This window comes from Bacteroides sp. 3_2_5, assembly GCF_000159855.2.
Classification (GTDB): Bacteria; Bacteroidota; Bacteroidia; order Bacteroidales; family Bacteroidaceae; genus Bacteroides; species Bacteroides fragilis.
Genome location: NZ_JH636044.1, coordinates 1,056,585 through 1,077,273, shown reverse-complemented (window position 1 = coordinate 1,077,273; position 20,689 = coordinate 1,056,585). Strand labels below are relative to the sequence as shown.

The 20,689-nt window shown below is 47.7% G+C and carries 18 protein-coding genes; 17 read left to right on the top strand and 1 reads right to left on the bottom strand.

What is annotated here, in order from left to right:
* The first annotated feature begins 8 nt into the window (after window positions 1-8).
* Both BSHG_RS13490 and BSHG_RS13495 read left to right on the top strand, forming a co-directional pair.
* Window positions 9-2,084: a Sip1-related alpha-galactosidase gene (locus BSHG_RS13490; protein ID WP_008658693.1), complete on the top strand. Its 2,076-nt coding sequence runs from the start codon at window positions 9-11 to the stop codon at window positions 2,082-2,084.
* 20 nt (window positions 2,085-2,104) lie between these two features.
* On the top strand, window positions 2,105-3,661 hold the full coding sequence (locus BSHG_RS13495) for a sulfatase (RefSeq protein WP_005785070.1): 1,557 nt from the start codon (window positions 2,105-2,107) through the stop codon (window positions 3,659-3,661).
* 79 nt (window positions 3,662-3,740) lie between these two features.
* Here the strand turns inward: BSHG_RS13495 and BSHG_RS13500 are convergent, their stop codons facing one another.
* Window positions 3,741-4,388, bottom strand: a complete 648-nt coding sequence (locus tag BSHG_RS13500; protein WP_005801322.1) for an HAD family hydrolase — start codon at window positions 4,386-4,388, stop codon at window positions 3,741-3,743.
* A 205-nt stretch (window positions 4,389-4,593) separates the two neighbouring features.
* Here BSHG_RS13500 and BSHG_RS13505 point away from each other — a divergent pair, with 205 nt between their 5' ends.
* The 15 genes from BSHG_RS13505 (at window position 4,594) to BSHG_RS13575 (ending at window position 20,689) form a co-directional block, all read left to right on the top strand.
* Window positions 4,594-4,890 carry a hypothetical protein gene (locus tag BSHG_RS13505; protein ID WP_005785065.1) on the top strand — a complete coding sequence of 99 codons (297 nt, stop codon included), beginning with the start codon at window positions 4,594-4,596 and terminating at the stop codon, window positions 4,888-4,890.
* A complete protein-coding gene (locus BSHG_RS13510) occupies window positions 4,887-6,230 on the top strand; it encodes an alpha/beta fold hydrolase (RefSeq protein ID WP_008658692.1) in 1,344 nt (447 codons plus the stop codon). The genes BSHG_RS13505 and BSHG_RS13510 overlap by 4 nt, the downstream gene beginning before the upstream one ends.
* A 491-nt stretch (window positions 6,231-6,721) precedes the next feature.
* Entirely contained in the window at window positions 6,722-8,668 is a 1,947-nt protein-coding gene (gene dxs / locus BSHG_RS13515; protein ID WP_008658691.1) for a 1-deoxy-D-xylulose-5-phosphate synthase, read from the top strand.
* A 38-nt stretch (window positions 8,669-8,706) separates the two neighbouring features.
* Window positions 8,707-10,047 (top strand): Trk system potassium transporter TrkA, encoded by a 1,341-nt coding sequence (gene trkA, locus BSHG_RS13520; protein WP_005785058.1) that lies wholly within the window; start codon window positions 8,707-8,709, stop codon window positions 10,045-10,047.
* 4 nt (window positions 10,048-10,051) lie between these two features.
* Complete coding sequence (locus tag BSHG_RS13525) at window positions 10,052-11,503, top strand: TrkH family potassium uptake protein (RefSeq protein ID WP_008658690.1); 1,452 nt, start codon at window positions 10,052-10,054, stop codon at window positions 11,501-11,503.
* 186 nt (window positions 11,504-11,689) lie between these two features.
* Entirely contained in the window at window positions 11,690-12,067 is a 378-nt protein-coding gene (locus BSHG_RS13530; RefSeq protein WP_005785055.1) for a hypothetical protein, read from the top strand.
* Window positions 12,068-12,210: 143 nt separating this feature from the next.
* The gene (locus tag BSHG_RS13535; RefSeq protein ID WP_005775585.1) at window positions 12,211-12,561 is read left to right on the top strand and encodes an NADH-quinone oxidoreductase subunit A; all 351 of its coding nucleotides are present in this window, start codon (window positions 12,211-12,213) and stop codon (window positions 12,559-12,561) included.
* A complete protein-coding gene (locus tag BSHG_RS13540) occupies window positions 12,552-13,142 on the top strand; it encodes an NADH-quinone oxidoreductase subunit B (protein WP_008769486.1) in 591 nt (196 codons plus the stop codon). Before BSHG_RS13535 ends, BSHG_RS13540 begins: the two co-directional genes overlap by 10 nt.
* 21 nt (window positions 13,143-13,163) lie before the next feature.
* On the top strand, window positions 13,164-14,756 hold the full coding sequence (locus tag BSHG_RS13545) for an NADH-quinone oxidoreductase subunit D (protein ID WP_005785050.1): 1,593 nt from the start codon (window positions 13,164-13,166) through the stop codon (window positions 14,754-14,756).
* Window positions 14,757-14,835: 79 nt separating this feature from the next.
* Window positions 14,836-15,912: an NADH-quinone oxidoreductase subunit NuoH gene (nuoH, locus tag BSHG_RS13550; protein ID WP_005785048.1), complete on the top strand. Its 1,077-nt coding sequence runs from the start codon at window positions 14,836-14,838 to the stop codon at window positions 15,910-15,912.
* A 16-nt stretch (window positions 15,913-15,928) separates the two neighbouring features.
* Window positions 15,929-16,408, top strand: a complete 480-nt coding sequence (locus BSHG_RS13555) for a 4Fe-4S dicluster domain-containing protein (RefSeq protein WP_005785046.1) — start codon at window positions 15,929-15,931, stop codon at window positions 16,406-16,408.
* A 6-nt stretch (window positions 16,409-16,414) separates the two neighbouring features.
* Window positions 16,415-16,927: an NADH-quinone oxidoreductase subunit J gene (locus tag BSHG_RS13560; RefSeq protein ID WP_005785044.1), complete on the top strand. Its 513-nt coding sequence runs from the start codon at window positions 16,415-16,417 to the stop codon at window positions 16,925-16,927.
* Between the two features lie 9 nt (window positions 16,928-16,936).
* Entirely contained in the window at window positions 16,937-17,245 is a 309-nt protein-coding gene (gene nuoK, locus BSHG_RS13565) for an NADH-quinone oxidoreductase subunit NuoK (protein ID WP_005775579.1), read from the top strand.
* 36 nt (window positions 17,246-17,281) lie between these two features.
* Window positions 17,282-19,192, top strand: coding sequence for an NADH-quinone oxidoreductase subunit L (nuoL, locus tag BSHG_RS13570; protein WP_005785040.1), 1,911 nt, complete (start codon window positions 17,282-17,284; stop codon window positions 19,190-19,192).
* 12 nt (window positions 19,193-19,204) lie between these two features.
* Window positions 19,205-20,689: a NuoM family protein gene (locus BSHG_RS13575; RefSeq protein ID WP_005785038.1), complete on the top strand. Its 1,485-nt coding sequence runs from the start codon at window positions 19,205-19,207 to the stop codon at window positions 20,687-20,689.

Sequence of the window (20,689 nt, the reverse complement as noted above, 5' to 3'; positions counted from 1 at the left end):
TCATACGCATGAAAAGATATTTCATCATAAGTTTGCTTACTTTGGCAAGTACGGTCGCTCCTTTGACGGCTGTATTTGCCCAAAGTTCTTTTATCTACGAAAAAGGTAAATCGTTTAAAGATGTAAACGCCTCTCCAATGCCTCAGACCATCCGCCTGGACAGAACGGCAGAACCGGTCATTTATGAGAATGCAGTTCCTGAGAATGCAACCACTATATGCTACCGCATCCAACTGCCGTCTTATGTACGGGGGACATTCTTCAGTCGGGATTCCCGCCCCGGAGATTACGAATGGCCCAACAATACCAATCGCCTCTTACCTTGGATGTTCAATCATCTGACAGACCTTACCCGGGACGACTATCCGGGTATTCCTTCCAACGCACGTCCTTCTACACTGGGAGACGCTTTATTGTTGCAACTGACCGATGGAAGCTATCTGTTCACCAAAGCAGTAGCGGGTGATAACAGCCTCAGCTGGTTTCAGGTAAATACCGACGGCTCGCTCAATTTATATGTATCGACATTGGGAACCGACCGGCTCGAACACAAAGTACCGGTAGCACTGGTTCAAAGTGCCGGCAACATTTATCAGGTATTCCGGCAGGCTTACGAAACCCTGATATCCGACCGGAACGTATCGGCCCTGCAAAAGCGCACGGAAAAGAACTATTTTGAGGCTCTGAACTATCTGGGATGGTGTACCTGGGAACATTACCATTTCGATATTGATGAAACAAAAATCCTGAATGACCTGGATGCCATCGAAACCTCCGGAGTTCCTGTACGTTACGTACTGATCGACGATGGTCACCTGGCCAACAAGAATCGTCAACTGACAAGTTTTACCCCCGATCCTCAACGTTTCCCGAACGGATGGGCTCCGATCATGGCACACAAAAACAAAGATAAAATACGTTGGATAGGATTGTGGTATGCCCTCTCCGGATATTGGATGGGAATCTCCCCCGATAATGATTTTCCAACCCATGTAAAAAACAGCCTCTATTCTTTCAATGGAAGTCTTTTGCCCGGTAAAAGCACCCCGAATATCGACACGTTCTACCAGTATTACGTTCACTCTCTGAAAACCCATGGATTCGATTTTCTTAAAGTAGACAATCAGGCATTCACCTTACCGCTTTACATGGGCTCTACTGAAGTCGTACGTCAGGCGAAAGAGTGTAATCTGGCATTGGAAAAGCAAACTCACGCACAGCAGGTGGGACTGATGAACTGCATGGCTCAAAACGTACTTAACACGGACCACACCCTGCATAGCGGAGTTGCCCGTGTCAGCATTGACTATAAGAAATACAATGAGAACATGGCAAAGTCGCATCTCTTCCAGTCATACACCAACACATTACTGCAAGGGCAAACCGTATGGCCGGATCACGATATGTTTCATTCCAGCGATACGATCTGTGGCAGTTTGATGGCTCGTTCCAAGGCTATTTCAGGCGGCCCGGTCTACCTGTCCGATTCTCCGAAAGAATTTGTAAAAGAGAATATTTTCCCACTGATCGATAAAGAGGGCAAAATATTCCGCCCGGAAGCCCCTGCCATTCCGACCCCGGAATCGGTACTGACCAATCCACTGCAAGACGGAAAGGCATACCGGGTATTCGCTCCTACCGGTGACGAGGCTGTATCCGTCATTTGTTATAACCTCAACACCTCACCCAAACACCAGAAAGTAACCGCCGAAATAGACCCGAAAGATTATCTGTTACGCGAAACACTAACCGGCAAACCAACACCTCAACAAAAACGAGTGATTCTATTCGACTGGAATAATCAGACAGCCACTGAACTGACCGGTAAACAGACTGTAGAATTGGATGGCTTTACCGACCGTCTATTCCATCTCTGTCCGATCCATGACGGATGGGCGGTTATCGGGATACAGGAAAAATATCTGTCACCTGCGGCCGTCCGGATTCTATCTTCGACACCGGACAAATTGGTTCTCAATGTATTGTCTCCGGGAACTCTGAAAATATGGACAGAGAACTCCGGAAAACAAGAACTGAGAAACATTCAGGTAAAGGAAACCGGAAAAATGACCATCAGAAAATAATCCTCTAATATATAATTACGATGAATAAGAAAATAATTATCCCCCTCGCACTGGCTCCATTGGCTGCCCCGGCTCTGCAAGCCCAGCACCAGCAGCCGAACGGACGTACGGACACACGCCCCAACATCATTCTCTTCATGGTAGACGACATGGGCTGGCAAGATACATCCCTGCCTTTCTGGACCCAAAAGACACACTACAACGAGGTATACGAAACTCCTAATATGGAGCGCCTTGCCAAACAAGGTATGATGTTCACCCAAGCCTATGCCAGCAGCATCAGTTCGCCCACCCGTTGTAGCCTGATTACAGGAACTAACGCCGCGCGTCACCGGGTAACCAACTGGACATATCCCAAAGGCCAGCAAACAGACCGCCCGAGCGATGTATTCAATGTAGCGGACTGGAATGTAAACGGGGTTTGCCAGGTTCCCAATATCGACCACACGTTTCAGGCAACCTCACTGGCAGAAATCCTGAAAGACAATGGCTACCACACGATTCATTGTGGGAAAGCACATTTCGGCGCCGTCAACACTCCGGGAGAAAGTCCTTATCACATGGGCTTTGAAGTCAACATAGCCGGACATGCAGGAGGCGGATTGGCAAGCTACCTGGGTGAAAATAATTACGGAAACCGGACGGACGGTAAACCGAATCCCTGGTTTGCCGTTCCGGGATTAGAGAAATACTGGGGAACCGATACTTTCGTCAGTGAAGCTCTGACGCTCGAAGCTATCAAAGCACTCGATCATGCCAAAGAATACAATCAGCCTTTCTTCCTCTACATGGCTCACTACGCTATCCATGTTCCGATCGATAAAGACAAACGCTTCTATCAAAAATATATCAATAAAGGATTGACTCCCAAAGAAGCTGCTTATGCGGCCCTGATCGAAGGTATGGACAAAAGTCTGGGTGACCTGATGGACTGGCTGGATAAAAACGGAGAAGCAGACAATACCATCGTCATCTTTATGAGCGACAACGGCGGTCTGTCCAGCGAACCGGAATGGCGTGACGGAAAACTGCACACGCAGAACTCTCCTCTCAACAGTGGGAAAGGATCGGCTTACGAAGGCGGTGTACGCGAACCGATGATCGTCCGCTGGCCGGGAGTTGTAAAACCGGATACCAAATGTGATAAATATTTAATTATCGAGGACTTCTATCCGACCATACTCGAGATGGCACAAATCAAACATTATAAGACGGTACAGCCGATCGATGGAATTAGTTTTATGCCTCTGCTGACACATACCGGTGATCCGTCCAAAGGACGCAGTCTGCACTGGAACTTCCCTAATCATTGGGGAAACGACGGTCCCGGCATCGGCCCGACTTGTACCGTACGCAAAGGTGACTGGAAGTTGATTTACTACTATGACAGCGGTAAAAAAGAGTTGTTCAATATTCCGGAAGATATAGGAGAAAAGAATGACCTGGCAGCCCTACATCCGGACATTGTGAAAAGTTTATCTAAAGAGCTGGGTGACTATTTGCGCAAAGTAGGCGGCCAACGCCCTTCATTCAAAGCAACCGGAAAGCCATGCCCATGGCCGGACGAAATCAAATAACCGAGCGAATATAATTACTTTTTATAGAGAGGAGAACCTAAGACATTACGCATCTTTCGGTTCTCCTTTCTGTTTTCTATCAAACAATAGACAAAATAGTTTCCGCCTTGTCTACTATATAATCCGGACAGAATGATTCAAGCTCCGTACGGGGGCGGAATCCCCACGTGACTCCACAGGAAGTAACTCCGCTATTGATAGCCGTCTGCATATCCACTCCCGAATCGCCGACATACAGCACTTCGTCTTTCGAAACACCGGCAATCTGTAAAATATCATGCACCACAGCAGGATCCGGCTTCACCTTCACTCCCTCACGCTGCCCAAATACAGCAACAAACCGGATTCCTGGGAAATAATGTGCTATCAGCTTCTCGGTGGCTGCCTGATATTTATTGGAAGCCACGGCCAATTTATAACCTTTATGCTGCAATGTTTCCAACAATTCCGGAATTCCCGGATAAGGGCGACTCTCGTCGGCATTATGCCGGTCATAATGCAAAAGAAATTCTTTACGAACGCGGAGCACATTCTCCTCGGTTTTCTCTCCTTCGGGCAATGCACGCTCAAACAATTTGTTGATGCCGTTACCCACCATAAAGTTATAGGAAGCGACTTCATGAGTCGGATATCCCAAAGTTTGCAGAGCATGATTCGTACTATGTGCCAAATCGGCAATGGTATTCAATAAAGTACCATCCAAATCGAATATTATCAGTTTCTTCATATCTTTATACCTCTATGTTTACGACAAAGATACGGATAATTCAGCGGTAACTTTACTGCCATCCCACCTACAAGCTTTATAATAATTGTTAACGGAAAAACAGAATCAGTCCGAAAAGCTCCTTTTTCAAAGAAAATATTTTAAGTTTGTGAAATAGCAACAAAAAGGGAAGAATTTGAACTTAAAAACTGAAAAGGAGACGCTTATGGGATCAAAGAAAACAGACTTAATGCGTATTTCATATTTTGTAGCCATCGTGATATTGGTATGTCTGATAGGTAATCTCAAAGACCTTTGGCTACAATCGTGGACCGACCTGATCATCTATCTGATAGTCCTGTTTGCCGCAGCCGAATGTCTGTTCAGTACATTTGCACGTATCCGTGCGGTCGGAGAGCAAAAACAGCCCCGTTGGCTGACTTCTATCTCCCTGCTGATTTACGGAATCTTTTTCCTCGGAACTCTATTTTTTATCGGAGATTTCTTAATAAACAAGTTATGATAAAGAAAAATCTACTCAAAGGAATCTGCCTGCTATGGCTATTGCTGGCAGTAACTCCTGTATTGCAAGCCCAGGATCGTGCGCAACAGGCATTCGAACTTCTCGACCGACTGATTGCAGGCCAAGGAGACAGTGTGTATGTACATCTGGACGATAACATCCGGAAAATGCTTTCCGTAGAGATGTTGAACGGACTGTTCAAGCAATTGGAACAACAAGCAGGTAAGTATCAGTCGCACGGAGAGTGGAAAACCGAACCAATAAACGGAATGACTATTTATTATTGCGACGTTAAGTTCGAACGCTTACCATTGCGTTTTCTCACAGCGTTCAATCCGGACGGAAAGGTGAATACCATTCGTTTCGTACCTGTTCCGGCTGAAAAGACCACTCCCCCGACGACATCGGTACAAGACAAAATAAAAGAGACAGACATACAGGTTTGTACGGGGAATTTCAAGCTTCCCGGCACACTGACTCTTCCTAAAAACGGCAAAGATCTGCCGGTAGTCATTTTGGTACACGGTTCGGGGGCCAGCGACCGGGACGAAACGGTAGGTGCCAATAAACCTTTTCGGGACCTCGCGTATGGACTAGCCGAGCGTGGAATAGCCGTAATCCGTTATGACAAGCGCACCAAAGTATATGGAGCCGACAGCGCACCTGCAGGCAAAGAAATTACTTTCGATGAAGAATCAGTGGATGACGCCCTTTCGGCAATTAAACTTGCCCGTTCCATACCGACAATAAATCCCGAACGGATCTACATTCTCGGACATAGCCTGGGAGGCACCTTGGCTCCCCGCATCGCCCAACGTAGCGATAAAGTTCCGGCAGGGATTATTCTGCTTGCCGGTGCAGCCCGTCCACTCGAAGATCTGTTTATAAGTCAGGTGAAGTTTCTCGCCTCTGCACTCCCATCGACTAAAGATATTGAAAAGGAAATAGCCGAACTACAGAAACAAGTGGACAACGTGAAAAGGCTGGGTACAGACACATTCGACATTACAACTCCTTTGCCCATGAATCTCTCTCAAGCTTACTGGATGCTTGCCAATCAATATAAACCTTTGGAAGTGGTCCGAAAACTGACTCTCCCCATACTTGTCCTTCAAGGCGAACGTGATTATCAGGTCACCATGCAAGATTTCGAATTATGGAAATCCGCCCTGGCAAAGCATCCGAATGCGATATTTAAATCTTATCCCCGACTCAATCATCTGTTTCAGGAAGGAGAAGGGAAGTCAACCCCTCTTGAATACAGCCGTCCCTCCTCTATTCCTTCTTACGTGACGGATGACATCGCAGCTTTCATCAACCGATCCAAGCCCGGTAACTGATGACAACGGAAACAACAGTTCCAACAAACAAGCGTTATTTATCCGTACAAGATCACCCATCCTTCTCAATCGCCCCTTCCTTTCTTGAAAATCGGCATCGGTATCACTGTGGTTTTGATAAATACCATCTATCATCACACCCCGACAAGCAGGATAGCAGAAAAACTAAAAACAACAACGATCCACTCTGTATCAACAACTTAAACGACTTCACTTTCAGTATATAAAATGCTTGATTTAACAGAGTGTTAAAACAAGCGTTTTGTTTGCAAAGAACAAGTCTTTTAAACACAAAACACTTCTTCTTTGCCAACAAAAAGAAAACACCCGGAAAACCGCATTAACAATGTTAACGAAAGAGGAGACCACATTTATAAGTCCATAAGGTTGTCAGTCCGCCTCCCTTTCCACTCTTACTTATTAAATTTCCAATCAAAAAGATGCTCCTTCCGCTTTCTTTTACTAAATTTGCATTTAAATTTGCCCGAATCATGAAGAATGAACCAACATATAGCTTGCTAAACGCCATCAATTATCCCAAAGACCTGCGCCAACTGAGCGTAGATCAATTGCCGGAGGTATGCGAGGAATTAAGGCAGGACATCATTAAGGAACTATCGTGCAACCCGGGACACTTCGCTGCCAGCCTCGGTGTGGTAGAACTGACTGTAGCACTGCACTATGTGTACAACACTCCTTATGATCGTATTGTCTGGGATGTGGGACATCAGGCCTACGGACACAAGATACTGACCGGACGGCGTGAAGCTTTCTCTACCAACCGTAAACTAGGCGGTATCCGTCCTTTTCCCTCACCGGAAGAGAGTGAATATGACACATTCACTTGCGGTCATGCCTCCAACTCCATCTCGGCAGCGTTGGGTATGGCAGTGGCAGCCGAGAGAAAAGGAGAAAAAGACCGCCATGTAGTAGCCGTTATCGGTGACGGATCCATGAGCGGAGGACTTGCTTTCGAAGGATTGAACAATGCTTCATCGACTGCGAACAACCTGCTGATCATACTCAATGATAATGACATGGCCATCGACCGCAGCGTAGGCGGCATGAAACAATATCTGTTCAATCTCACTACTTCGAACCGATACAACCAACTGCGTTTCAAGACATCCCGCCTGTTATTCAAAATGGGATTGCTCAATGAAGAACGTCGGAAGGCCTTGATAAGATTGGGAAACAGCCTGAAATCTCTGGCAGCCCAACAGCAGAATATCTTCGAAGGAATGAATATCCGATACTTCGGTCCCATCGACGGACACGATGTAAAAAACATAGCCCGTATCCTGCATGATATTAAAGATATGCAGGGACCAAAGATTCTACACCTCCACACCATCAAAGGAAAGGGATTTGGTCCGGCAGAAAAACAGGCTACTATATGGCATGCCCCGGGTAAGTTCGATCCGGTAACAGGAAAACGTATTGTAGCCAATACGGACGGGATGCCTCCCCTGTTTCAGGATGTATTCGGGCATACGCTGGTAGAACTGGCGGAAAAGAACAAACGGATCATGGGAGTCACCCCCGCCATGCCGAGCGGCTGCTCCATGAACATGCTGATGGATCGTATGCCGGATCGCGCCTTTGACGTAGGCATTGCCGAAGGACATGCCGTGACTTTCTCCGGAGGTATGGCAAAAGACGGATTACTGCCCTTCTGCAACATCTATTCCTCGTTTATGCAGCGGGCTTACGATAACATTATCCATGACGTAGCGATACAAAAACTAAATGTAGTATTCTGTCTTGACCGCGCCGGACTGGTAGGTGAAGACGGTCCTACGCACCACGGTGTGTTCGACATGGCTTATCTACGCCCGATCCCCAACCTGACTATCTCGTCACCGATGGACGAACATGAGTTGCGGCGCTTGATGTATACTGCCCAATTGCCCGACAAAGGACCTTTTGCCATCCGTTATCCGCGCGGGCGGGGTTCGTTGGTGGACTGGGAATGTCCGTTGGAAGAGATTCTGGTGGGAAAAGGACGGAAACTAAAGGACGGAAACGATCTGGCAGTAATTACAATCGGCCCTATCGGCAAGTTGGCTGCCCGTGCCATCGAACGTGCTGAAGCAGATACCGGCATTTCCGTAGCGCATTATGACCTTCGTTTCCTCAAGCCGCTCGATGAAGAGCTACTGCACGAAGTCGGCAAAAAGTTCCGCCATATCGTAACGATAGAAGATGGAATCATTAAAGGAGGTATGGGATGCGCCATACTCGAATTTATGGCCGATAACGGATATTATCCCGAAATCAGGCGCATCGGTGTACCGGATCAGTTCATTGAACACGGATCGGTGCAGCAACTCTACCACTTGTGCGGGATGGATGAAGAAGGAATTTACAAGGTAATTACTAAAAACGAATTACGAATGGATGCTCCTGTGGAAAGCTGCATGGCTACCCATTCTTAATCCCCCAATACGCAATAGAACCGCAATTTGCAATCACAATGAAGATAATTATTGCTGGTGCCGGAGCTGTAGGCACCCATTTGGCTAAATTACTCTCACGCGAGAAACAGGACATCATCCTGATGGACGATGACGAAGAGAAACTAAGTACGCTTAGTTCTAACTTCGACCTGATGACTGTTACGGCCTCTCCTTCGTCCATATCAGGACTGAAAGAGGTAGGCATCAAAGAGGCAGACCTCTTTATCGCCGTCACTCCCGATGAAAGCCGGAATATGACCGCGTGCATGCTTGCCACCAATCTGGGAGCCGAAAAGACAGTAGCCCGCATCGACAATTACGAATACCTGCTGCCAAAGAACAAAGAGTTCTTCCAGAAACTGGGTGTCGACTCCCTTATTTACCCGGAAATGCTGGCTGCCAAGGAGATCGTATCGTCCATGCGTATGAGTTGGGTGCGCCAATGGTGGGAATTTTGCGGAGGATCACTTATCCTGATCGGTACAAAGATGCGTGAAAAAGCCGAAATACTGAATGTCACGCTGGCCGAACTAGGTGCGCCGGATATTCCCTATCACGTAGTAGCCATCAAACGGGGTACCGAAACCATTATCCCCCGTGGAGACGATACCATCAAACTGCACGATATCGTATACTTCACCACTACCCGGAAATACATCCCTTACATCCGAAAAATTGCCGGAAAGGAAGAATATGCCGACGTACGCAATGTGATGATTATGGGCGGCAGCCGCATCGCAGTCCGTACAGCACAATATGTACCGGATTACATGCAGGTAAAAATTGTGGATAACGACATAAACCGCTGTAACCGCCTGACAGAGTTGCTCGATGATAAGACCATGATTATCAACGGAGACGGACGGGATATGGACCTGTTGATTGAAGAGGGACTGAAGAACACGGAAGCTTTCGTAGCCTTGACCGGTAACTCTGAGACCAATATCCTGGCCTGCCTTGCCGCCAAACGCATGGGAGTGAGCAAAACAGTGGCGGAAGTGGAAAATATCGATTACATCGGTATGGCGGAAAGCCTGGACATCGGTACGGTAATCAATAAAAAAATGATTGCCGCCAGCCACATCTACCAGATGATGCTCGATGCAGACGTTTCGAATGTGAAGTGCCTGACCTTTGCCAATGCGGACGTAGCAGAATTCACAGTACCCGAAAACGCCAAAATTACCAAAAACAAAGTGAAAGACCTGGGACTGCCCAAAGGGACCACTATCGGTGGCCTGATCCGCAACGGAGAAGGTATACTGGTTACGGGTGATACCCTTATTCAGGCAGGTGACCACGTCGTCGTATTCTGCCTCAGCATGATGATCAAGAAGATAGAAAAGTACTTTAATTGATGGTATGATAAACTCTAAAATGATATATCGCATCACAGGTTTCCTCTTACTGATAGAGACAGGCCTGTTACTTTGCTGTGCAGGTGTTTCGCTGATATACCGCGAGGATGACCTGAGCAGTTTCCTGTTGTCGGCAGGATTGACTACTTTAGTCGCCATCCTTCTGCTGGCTCTTGGCAAAGGAGCCGAAAAACAACTTAACCGCCGAGACGGATATGTCATTGTCAGTGTAGCATGGGTCGTGTTTTCCTTATTTGGAATGCTCCCGTTCTACCTCAGCCATTATATACCAAGCATAACCAATGCCTTCTTCGAAACGATGTCCGGATTCAGTAGTACCGGAGCCACCATTCTCGACGATATCGAAGCACTGCCCCACGGACTTCTCTTCTGGCGAAGCATGACACAGTGGATAGGCGGATTGGGCATTGTCTTTTTTACCATTGCCGTACTGCCCATTTTCGGTGTGAGCGGCGTACAACTCTTTGCCGCCGAAGCCAGCGGGCCTACCTACGATAAAGTACATCCCCGTATCGGTGTGACGGCCAAATGGATATGGACTATCTATGCCGGACTGACAGCCATTGAAGTGATTCTTTTGTTATTCGGAGGCATGGGACTGTTCGACAGTATCTGCCACTCGTTTGCCACGACCGGTACAGGAGGTTATTCTACCAAGCAAGACAGCATAGCCTATTACAATTCACCTTATATAGAATATGTGATAGGTGTTTTTATGTTTCTCTCCGGAATCAACTTTACGCTACTTCTCCTGCTATTTACCGGTAAACTGAAGAAAGTATCTCAAAATGCCGAGTTAAAGTGGTACGTGATGTCAGTGATTCTCTTTACCGCATTCATTGCGGCAGTGCTCTACCGCACCACCCCGATGGGAGCTGAGGAATCTTTCCGCAAAGCCTTTTTTCAAGTAGCTTCGCTGCATACTTCCACCGGATTTGTAACAGCCGACTACATGCAATGGGTACCGGTACTTTGGGGTACCCTGACTGTCATCATGCTGATAGGTGCCTGTGCCGGAAGCACCACAGGAGGTATGAAATGCATCCGAATGGTGATTCTGGCCAAAGTGTCACGAAATGAATTTAAACACATCGTACATCCGAACGCCGTACTTCCGGTGCGGGTGAACAAACAGGTCATTTCTCCTGCCATCCTGTCGACGGTACTGGCATTCTCATTCATCTATGCCGTCATCATCATTGTCAGTGTACTGTTGATGCTGGCAATGGGCGTAGGTTTCACAGAATCTATCGGGACGGTGATTTCAAGTATCGGAAATATGGGACCGGGATTGGGGAGCTGCGGTCCGGCCTATTCATGGGACGGACTCCCTGATCTGGCCAAATGGTTATTGTCGTTCCTGATGTTACTGGGACGTCTGGAACTATTCACCGTCTTACTTTTATTCAGTTCTGACTTTTGGAAAAGGAATTAGAAACAAGTAAAGAAGCTTCATTGTTGTATCATACAAGATAATATATAGTAGAGGGGGGGCAGAGATCGGTTGATAATCCCTCCAACTTCTGACTCCCTTGATTTATTAAAAAACCTTTTTTGTCACGTGGAGTTTGCAAAAGAGATAAAATTAAATTCTATATTTGCAACCGTTTAAGAAATAGGAATGAAACAAAACTTAAAATATTATATAATAATAGTGCTTGCCGTGCTGCTTCATTCGGTAACGATGAAAGCGGCAAACACCTCTTATATAATAGAAGATCCGGACCAGGAAGAATGTTTCATTTCGCAAGCTACTCCTGCAAGCCGGAATATCCTGGAACGCTTTCATTTCTATTGCACCATTATGCCCTGTGAAATGGGGCATGCAGATATTTCTCATGTACCAACGGACAAAAGTTTTATCCGTCCTGAAATGATCTTTCATAAATACAGAATGAGAAATAATCCTTTTTCTGTCCATTCAAATCACTCACATACATACAATCCGTCTGATCCACTGACCTACTATGTCTACGGATTAAGGAAAATCATCATTTAAAGAGTCACAAGCCACGAGTAGCCATGCTATCATGTAAGCTGTTTCACTGATAGCTGTCAATACTCTTTCAATCAGTTGTCACTCAGAGGTGTGTCAACTTATTGCTTACTTCAGATTATTCAATCTAAACATACTATTGGATTATGAATTTTACATTGTTAGTTGTCGTTCTGCTGACCGCAATTGCCTTTGTCGGTGTGGTGATAGCCCTTTCAAACGCTATCTCGCCGCGGTCGTATAATGCACAAAAGTTCGAAGCGTATGAATGTGGTATCCCTACGCGCGGTAAATCATGGATGCAGTTCCGTGTAGGGTACTACCTGTTTGCCATTCTGTTTCTGATGTTCGATGTCGAAACAGTATTTCTGTTTCCCTGGGCCGTCATAGCCCGTGACCTGGGACCTCAGGGATTGATTAGTATTCTCTTCTTTTTAGTTGTGTTGGTTCTGGGCCTTGCCTATGCCTGGAAGAAAGGAGCACTGGAATGGAAATAATGAAAAAGCCTAAAATAAAGTCTATCCCGTATGAAGACTTCATCGACAACGAATCGTTGGAAAAGATGGTCAAAGAACTCAATGAAGGCGGTGCAAACGTCTTTGTGGGAGTACTTGACGATCTTATCAACTGGGGACGCAGCAACTCGCTGTGGCCACTTACTTTCGCAACCAGCTGTTGCGGTATCGAATTCATGGCACTGGGTGCCGCGCGTTACGACATGGCCCGCTTCGGGTTTGAAGTAGCCCGTGCCAGTCCGCGCCAAGCCGACATGATCATGGTATGCGGCACCATTACCAACAAAATGGCTCCGGTACTGAAACGTCTGTATGATCAGATGGCAGATCCCAAATATGTAATTGCCGTAGGAGGATGTGCAGTAAGCGGAGGCCCGTTTCGCAAATCCTATCATGTGGTGAACGGAGTAGACAAGATTCTCCCGGTCGATGTATATATTCCCGGATGCCCTCCCCGCCCGGAAGCATTTTATTACGGTATGATGCAACTGCAACGGAAAGTGAAGATAGAGAAATTCTTCGGAGGAGTAAACCGGAAAGAGAAAAAACCTGAAGGGAAATGAATCTGCTTTAATTAGTAAAATATGGAAGAAATAAAATACATAGAACCCGCAGCACTACACGACGAAATGCTGCGTCTGCGTAACGAAAAACAGATGGACTTCCTCGAAAGCCTAACGGGTATGGACTGGGGAGTGGCAGACGAAGGTGACGCACCGAACGTAACCCGGGGACTTGGAGTAGTCTATCATCTGGAATCGACCGTAACCGGCGAACGCATCGCGATAAAAACATCCACAAATAACCGCGAAACTCCGGAAATACCTTCCGTCAGTGACATCTGGAAAGCGGCCGACTTCAACGAGCGTGAAGTTTTCGACTATTACGGCATTGTATTCATCGGACATCCCGACATGCGACGTCTTTATCTGCGTAATGACTGGGTAGGCCATCCGATGCGTAAAGATAACAACCCGGAGAAAGACAATCCGCTACGTATGGACAATGAAGAGACGTATGATACAACCCGGGAAATAGAGCTGAATCCGGACGGAACGTATCAAACTCAGGAGAATGTGATCTTCGATGACCGTGAATATGTAGTCAACATCGGGCCACAGCACCCGGCAACCCACGGAGTGATGCGCTTCCGCGTCTCACTTGAAGGCGAAACCATCAAAAAGCTCGACGCCAACTGCGGATATATACACCGTGGGATCGAGAAGATGAACGAAAGCCTCACCTATCCGCAGACTTTGGCACTGACCGACCGGCTCGATTATCTGGGAGCACACCAGAACCGCCATGCACTTTGCATGTGCATCGAGAAAGCAATGGGTATCGAGGTCAGCGAACGCGTGAAATACATCCGTACCATCATGGACGAACTTCAGCGTATCGACTCTCACCTCCTATTCTACTCCTGTCTTGCCATGGACCTGGGCGCATTGACAGCCTTCTTTTACGGATTCCGTGACCGTGAAATGATTCTGGATATGTTCGAAGAAACTTGCGGCGGACGTTTGATAATGAACTACAATACCATTGGAGGCGTACAGGCAGACCTGCACCCGAACTTCATCCCGAGAGTAAAGAAGTTCATCCCTTACCTGCGTGGAATCATCCACGAATATCACGACGTATTCACCGGCAATGTCATTGCCCGGCAACGTCTGAAAGGTGTAGGGGTGCTGAGTCGCGAAGATGCCATTTCTTTCGGATGTACCGGTGGAACAGGCCGTGCCAGCGGCTGGGCATGTGATGTACGCAAACGTATGCCTTACGGCGTATACGATAAGGTGGATTTTAAAGAAATCGTTTATACCGAAGGCGACTCTTTTGCCCGTTACATGGTGCGTATGGACGAAATCATGGAGAGCCTGAACATTATCGAGCAATTGATTGACAATATTCCGGAAGGACCGATACAGGAGAAAATGAAACCCATCATCCGGGTACCGGAAGGAAGTTACTATACCGCCGTTGAAGGCAGCCGCGGTGAATTCGGAGTGTTCCTCGAGAGTCATGGCGACAAGACACCTTACCGTTTGCACTACCGTTCGACGGGGTTGCCACTGGTTTCGGCTGTCGATACCATCTGCCGGGGAGCTAAGATTGCCGACCTGATCGCTATCGGCGGAACGCTGGATTATGTGGTACCGGACATCGACAGATAAGGAAGCCCTGACGGCTCTTATCCTAAATCCGGATCACTCCAATCGTAAATAGTAAATCGTCTAATCGTAAATATAGTATATGTTTGACTTTAGTATAATAACAAGTTGGATACACCAGACATTAACCTCCGTCATGCCGGAGGGATTGGCTGTATTCATAGAATGTGTCGTTATCGGGGTGTGCATTGTGGCTTTGTACGCCATACTTGCCATTCTCCTTATTTATATGGAACGCAAGGTGTGCGGTTTCTTCCAGTGCCGACTGGGTCCGAACCGCGTAGGAAAGTGGGGAAGCATCCAGGTGCTCTGCGATGTGCTCAAGATGCTGACCAAAGAGATCATCGAACTGAAGCATTCGGACAAATTCCTTTATAACCTGGCTCCGTTCATGGTGATTATCGCCTCATTTCTCACCTTTTCGTGCCTGCCTATCAGTAAAGGGCTGGAAGTGCTGGACTTCAACGTAGGTGTCTTCTTCCTGTTGGCAGCTTCGAGCATAGGCGTAGTGGGTATCCTGCTGGCCGGCTGGGGTTCGAACAATAAGTTCTCACTGATCGGTGCTATGCGAAGCGGTGCACAAATCATCAGTTATGAATTGTCTGTCGGACTTAGTATTCTCACAATGGTGGTCCTGATGGGTACCATGCAGTTCTCTGAGATTGTGGAAAGTCAGGCTAACGGATGGTTTATCTTCAAAGGACACATCCCGGCCCTGATCGCTTTCGTTATCTATCTGATAGCCGGCAACGCAGAATGTAACCGTGGTCCGTTCGACCTTCCCGAAGCAGAAAGTGAACTGACGGCAGGATACCATACCGAGTATTCGGGTATGCACTTCGGCTTCTTTTATCTGGCCGAATATCTGAATATGTTCATCGTAGCTGCCGTAGCCGCCACCATCTTCCTGGGAGGCTGGATGCCGCTGCACATTGTCGGGCTGGACGGATTCAATGCAGTGATGGATTATATTCCGGGATTCATCTGGTTTTTCGGAAAGGCATTCTTCGTAGTGTTCCTGCTGATGTGGATCAAATGGACTTTCCCGCGTCTGCGTATTGACCAGATACTAAACCTGGAATGGAAATATTTGGTACCTATTTCAATGGTCAATCTGGTAATCATGGTATTAATCGTAGTCTTCGGACTGCACTTCTAACCCGGAGGGCTGAAAGATGAAAAATGAAGAATATACATATCTAGGCGGCCTGATGCAAGGCATCGGCTCCCTGCTGACGGGTATGAAAACCACCATCAAGGTATATTTTCGAAAGAAAGTGACCGAACAATACCCGGAGAACCGCGCCGAACTCAAAATGTTCGACCGCTTTCGCGGTACATTGAACATGCCTCACAACGAAAACAATGAGCACCGTTGTGTAGCCTGTGGGTTGTGTCAGATGGCATGCCCCAATGATACCATTAAAGTGACCAGCGAAACCATTGAAACCGAAGAGGGCAAAAAGAAGAAAATACTGGCAAAGTATGAATACGACCTTGGTTCGTGTATCTTCTGCCAGCTCTGTGTCAACGCTTGCCCACACGACGCAATCACCTTCGACCAGGTATTTGAGCATGCCGTATTCGACCGGACCAAACTTGTCCTGCAACTCAACCGCGAAGGAAGTAAAGTAATCGAAAAGAAAAAAGAATAAAAGAATATGGGACTTACACTTGAAACAGTAGTATTCTACTTTCTGGCAGTGTTCATCATTGCCATGTCCATACTGACAGTGACCACGCAGCGTATCGTGCGTTCGGCCACTTACCTGCTGTTCGTGCTTTTCGGCACAGCAGGTATCTACTTTCTGTTAGGATACACTTTCCTCGGATCGGTACAGATCATGGTCTATGCCGGAGGTATCGTGGTGCTCTATGTATTCTCCATCCTGCTGACGAGTGGAGAAGGCGACCGGGCCGCTCACCTGAAACGGAGTAAATTCCTGGCAGGGCTTGTCACTACGATTATAGGTGCAATCCTGGTGCTCTTCATTACACTGACACACAAATTTGTGCCGACAAGCGATCCGGAACCTGTAGAAATCAGTATCAAGACCATCGGACATGCTTTGTTAAGCAGTGGTAAATATGGATATGTATTGCCTTTTGAAGCAGTCAGCATTCTGTTGCTGGCCTGTATCGTGGGCGGATTATTAATTGCACGTAAAAGATAGGACGATATGATGATACACATGGAATATTACCTGGTGGTTTCTACCATCATGATGTTTGCGGGAATATATGGGTTCTTCACCCGCCGCAACACACTTGCTATCCTCATCTCTGTAGAACTGATGCTGAATGCTACAGATATCAACTTTGCCGTATTTAACCGTTTCCTTTTTCCCGGAGAGCTCGAAGGGTATTTCTTTGCCCTGTTCTCCATTGCCATCTCGGCAGCGGAAACGGCTATCGCTATCGCCATCATGATTAATATTTACCGGAATATACGTAGTATTCAGGTAAAGAATCTGGATGAATTAAAGTGGTAAATACGTCATTATGATCATAGAAATAATAACTAAATTATGGAATATACAATTCTGATCCTTCTTCTCCCCTTCCTCTCCTTCCTGGCATTAGGGATAGGAGGCAAGTGGATGAGCCACCGAACAGCGGGCACCATAGGCACGCTGGTATTGGCAGCAGTGACAGTACTCTCGTACGTCACGGCCGTACATTACTTCTCGGCACCCCGTCTGGCAGACGGAACGTTTGCCACACTCATTCCTTATAACTTTGAATGGCTTCCGTTCACGGAAACACTAACGTTCAACCTGGGCATTTTGCTCGACCCCATCTCGGTGATGATGCTGATCGTAATTTCTACAGTCAGCCTGATGGTACATATCTACTCTTTCGGCTATATGAAAGGCGAACGGGGATTCCAGCGCTACTACGCATTCTTATCCTTATTCACCATGTCTATGCTCGGACTGGTAGTGGCAACCAACATTTTCCAGATGTACTTATTCTGGGAGTTGGTAGGTGTATCTTCTTACCTCCTGATCGGTTTCTACTATACCCGTCCGGCTGCTATTGCCGCCAGTAAAAAAGCATTCATCGTGACTCGCTTTGCCGACCTGGGCTTCCTGATCGGTATCCTGATATACGGATACTACGGAGGTACTTTCGGATTTACTCCCGACACAGTTTCAATGTTGAGCGGTGGCGCCGGTATGTTGCCTCTGGCACTCGGGCTGATGTTTGTCGGCGGTGCCGGCAAGAGTGCCATGTTCCCGTTGCATATCTGGTTACCGGACGCCATGGAAGGTCCGACTCCCGTCAGTGCACTGATTCATGCCGCCACCATGGTAGTAGCCGGCGTTTACCTGGTGGCACGCATGTTCCCGCTTTTCATCGAATATGCTCCGGACGTACTCCACCTGATTGGTTGGGTAGGTGCTTTCACCGCTTTTTATGCTGCCAGCGTGGCTTGCGTACAGAGTGACATCAAGCGTGTACTTGCTTTCTCGACCATCTCACAAATCGGATTTATGATCGTGGCACTGGGTGTTTGTACCTCTTCCGATCCGCATCACGGAGGGTTGGGATACATGGCCGGCATGTTCCACCTTTTCACACACGCCATGTTCAAGGCCTTGCTCTTCCTGGGTGCAGGCAGCATTATCCACGCCGTTCACTCCAACGAGATGTCGGCTATGGGAGGATTACGCAAATACATGCCGATCACGCATATCACCTTCCTGATAGCTTGTCTCGCCATTGCAGGTATTCCTCCGTTCTCGGGGTTCTTCTCCAAAGATGAAATTCTGGCAGCTTGCTTCCAGTATAGCCCGACGATGGGTTGGGTGATGACCGTCATCGCAGCTATGACCGCCTTTTATATGTTCCGTCTCTACTACGGCATCTTCTGGGGTGGCACAGCACCGGGACAAAAGTCGACAAGCGATGGTACAAGCCACGTACATACTCCCCACGAATCTCCCCTGACCATGACTGTTCCGTTAATCTTCCTGGCCGCCGTCACTTGCGTGGCCGGTTTCATTCCTTTCGGACATTTCATCAGCTCCAACGGTGAATCGTATACCATCCATCTTGAGACATCAGTAGCCGTCACAAGTGTAGTGATTGCTGTGGCGTCCATCGTCCTGGCCACTTGCATGTACCTGCGTCAGCAGCAACCTCTGGCAGATAAACTTGCCAAACGTTTTGCCGGACTGCACCGTGCAGCCTATCATCGTTTCTACATCGACGAGGTGTATCAGTTCATCACACACCGGATTATCTTCCGTTGTATCTCTACACCGATCGCCTGGTTCGACCGCCACGTGGTAGACGGATTCTTCAACTTCATAGCCTGGGGTACCCATGCTACAAGCGATGAGATACGGGGATTGCAAAGCGGACGTGTACAGCAATACGCTTATGTATTCCTGCTCGGAGCGCTGATACTTATCTTAATATTAATCTTATAAAGCACAAAAGATATGAACTTTTTATCCTTATTCGTACTCATTCCTCTGCTGATGCTTGGCGGGTTATACCTTGCCAAAAGCATTAAGGCCATCCGCGGAGTGATGGTAGCGGGAAGTACGGCGTTGCTGATCCTGAGTGTTGTGCTGACGTTCCTTTATTTGGGCGAGCGCCAGGCAGGAGCTACAGCCGAGATGTTGTTCCGTGCCGATACGGTATGGTATGCACCGCTTCACATAGCCTACTCGGTGGGAGTAGACGGAATATCGGTAGCGATGCTGCTGCTTAGCGCTGTCATCGTGTTCACCGGCACCTTTGCCTCCTGGAAGTTGCAGCCGCTGACAAAAGAATATTTCCTGTGGTTCACCCTCCTGTCGATGGGAGTATTCGGTTTCTTTATCTCCATCGACTTATTCACCATGTTCATGTTCTACGAAATCGCATTGATACCGATGTACTTACTCATCGGCGTATGGGGTTCGGGACGCAAAGAATATGCAGCCATGAAGCTGACCCTGATGCTAATGGGTGGTTCAGCATTCTTGCTGATCGGTATTCTGGGTATCTTCTTCGGTGCCGGCGGAACAACCATGAACATTCTTGAAATAGCTCAACTGCATAACATTCCGTTTGCGCAGCAATGCATCTGGTTTCCGCTCACTTTCCTGGGATTCGGTGTGCTGGGAGCACTCTTTCCCTTCCATACCTGGAGTCCTGACGGTCATGCCTCGGCACCGACTGCTGTCTCTATGCTGCATGCCGGCGTATTGATGAAGCTCGGAGGCTACGGTTGTTTCCGCATCGCCATGTACCTGATGCCGGAAGCTGCAAACGAACTGGGCTGGATCTTCCTGATCCTGACAGGTATCTCCGTTGTATACGGTGCTTTCAGTGCTTGCGTACAGACAGACCTGAAGTACATCAACGCATACTCTTCCGTAAGCCACTGCGGCCTTGTGCTCTTCGCTATCCTGATGATGAACCAGACAGCAGCTACCGGAGCGGTGCTTCAGATGCTCAGCCACGGATTAATGACAGCTCTGTTCTTCGCCCTCATCGGTATGATATACGGACGTACCCATACCCGTGACGTACGCGAGCTGAACGGACTGATGAAAGTGATGCCGTTTCTCAGTGTCTGCTATGTGATTGCCGGACTTGCCAACCTGGGTCTTCCGGGACTTAGCGGCTTCGTAGCCGAGATGACTATCTTCGTCGGTTCATTCCAGAACTTCGATGTATTCCATCGTACACTGACCATCATCGCTTGCTCGTCCATCGTGATCACGGCAGTCTATATCCTCCGACTGGTAGGTAAGATTCTATATGGAACGTGTACCAACAAACATCATCTGGCACTGACGGATGCAACCTGGGACGAGCGCTTTGCCGTCATCTGTCTCATCATTTGTGTCGCCGGACTGGGTATGGCTCCTTTCTGGGTCAGCCACATGATTGGCGAGAGTGTATTGCCCGTTGTTTCACACTTAATACCCTAA

Excerpts from the sequence above, each read along its gene's own strand:
- BSHG_RS13490 (WP_008658693.1), top strand. The coding sequence starts at position 9 with ATGAAAAGATATTTCATCATAAGTTTGCTTACTTTGGCAAGTACGGTC.
- BSHG_RS13495 (WP_005785070.1), top strand. The coding sequence starts at position 2,105 with ATGAATAAGAAAATAATTATCCCCCTCGCACTGGCTCCATTGGCTGCC.
- BSHG_RS13500 (WP_005801322.1), bottom strand. The coding sequence starts at position 4,388 with ATGAAGAAACTGATAATATTCGATTTGGATGGTACTTTATTGAATACC.
- BSHG_RS13505 (WP_005785065.1), top strand. The coding sequence starts at position 4,594 with ATGGGATCAAAGAAAACAGACTTAATGCGTATTTCATATTTTGTAGCC.
- BSHG_RS13510 (WP_008658692.1), top strand. The coding sequence starts at position 4,887 with ATGATAAAGAAAAATCTACTCAAAGGAATCTGCCTGCTATGGCTATTG.
- dxs (WP_008658691.1), top strand. The coding sequence starts at position 6,722 with ATGAAGAATGAACCAACATATAGCTTGCTAAACGCCATCAATTATCCC.
- trkA (WP_005785058.1), top strand. The coding sequence starts at position 8,707 with ATGAAGATAATTATTGCTGGTGCCGGAGCTGTAGGCACCCATTTGGCT.
- BSHG_RS13525 (WP_008658690.1), top strand. The coding sequence starts at position 10,052 with ATGATAAACTCTAAAATGATATATCGCATCACAGGTTTCCTCTTACTG.
- BSHG_RS13530 (WP_005785055.1), top strand. The coding sequence starts at position 11,690 with ATGAAACAAAACTTAAAATATTATATAATAATAGTGCTTGCCGTGCTG.
- BSHG_RS13535 (WP_005775585.1), top strand. The coding sequence starts at position 12,211 with ATGAATTTTACATTGTTAGTTGTCGTTCTGCTGACCGCAATTGCCTTT.
- BSHG_RS13540 (WP_008769486.1), top strand. The coding sequence starts at position 12,552 with ATGGAAATAATGAAAAAGCCTAAAATAAAGTCTATCCCGTATGAAGAC.
- BSHG_RS13545 (WP_005785050.1), top strand. The coding sequence starts at position 13,164 with ATGGAAGAAATAAAATACATAGAACCCGCAGCACTACACGACGAAATG.
- nuoH (WP_005785048.1), top strand. The coding sequence starts at position 14,836 with ATGTTTGACTTTAGTATAATAACAAGTTGGATACACCAGACATTAACC.
- BSHG_RS13555 (WP_005785046.1), top strand. The coding sequence starts at position 15,929 with ATGAAAAATGAAGAATATACATATCTAGGCGGCCTGATGCAAGGCATC.
- BSHG_RS13560 (WP_005785044.1), top strand. The coding sequence starts at position 16,415 with ATGGGACTTACACTTGAAACAGTAGTATTCTACTTTCTGGCAGTGTTC.
- nuoK (WP_005775579.1), top strand. The coding sequence starts at position 16,937 with ATGATACACATGGAATATTACCTGGTGGTTTCTACCATCATGATGTTT.
- nuoL (WP_005785040.1), top strand. The coding sequence starts at position 17,282 with ATGGAATATACAATTCTGATCCTTCTTCTCCCCTTCCTCTCCTTCCTG.
- BSHG_RS13575 (WP_005785038.1), top strand. The coding sequence starts at position 19,205 with ATGAACTTTTTATCCTTATTCGTACTCATTCCTCTGCTGATGCTTGGC.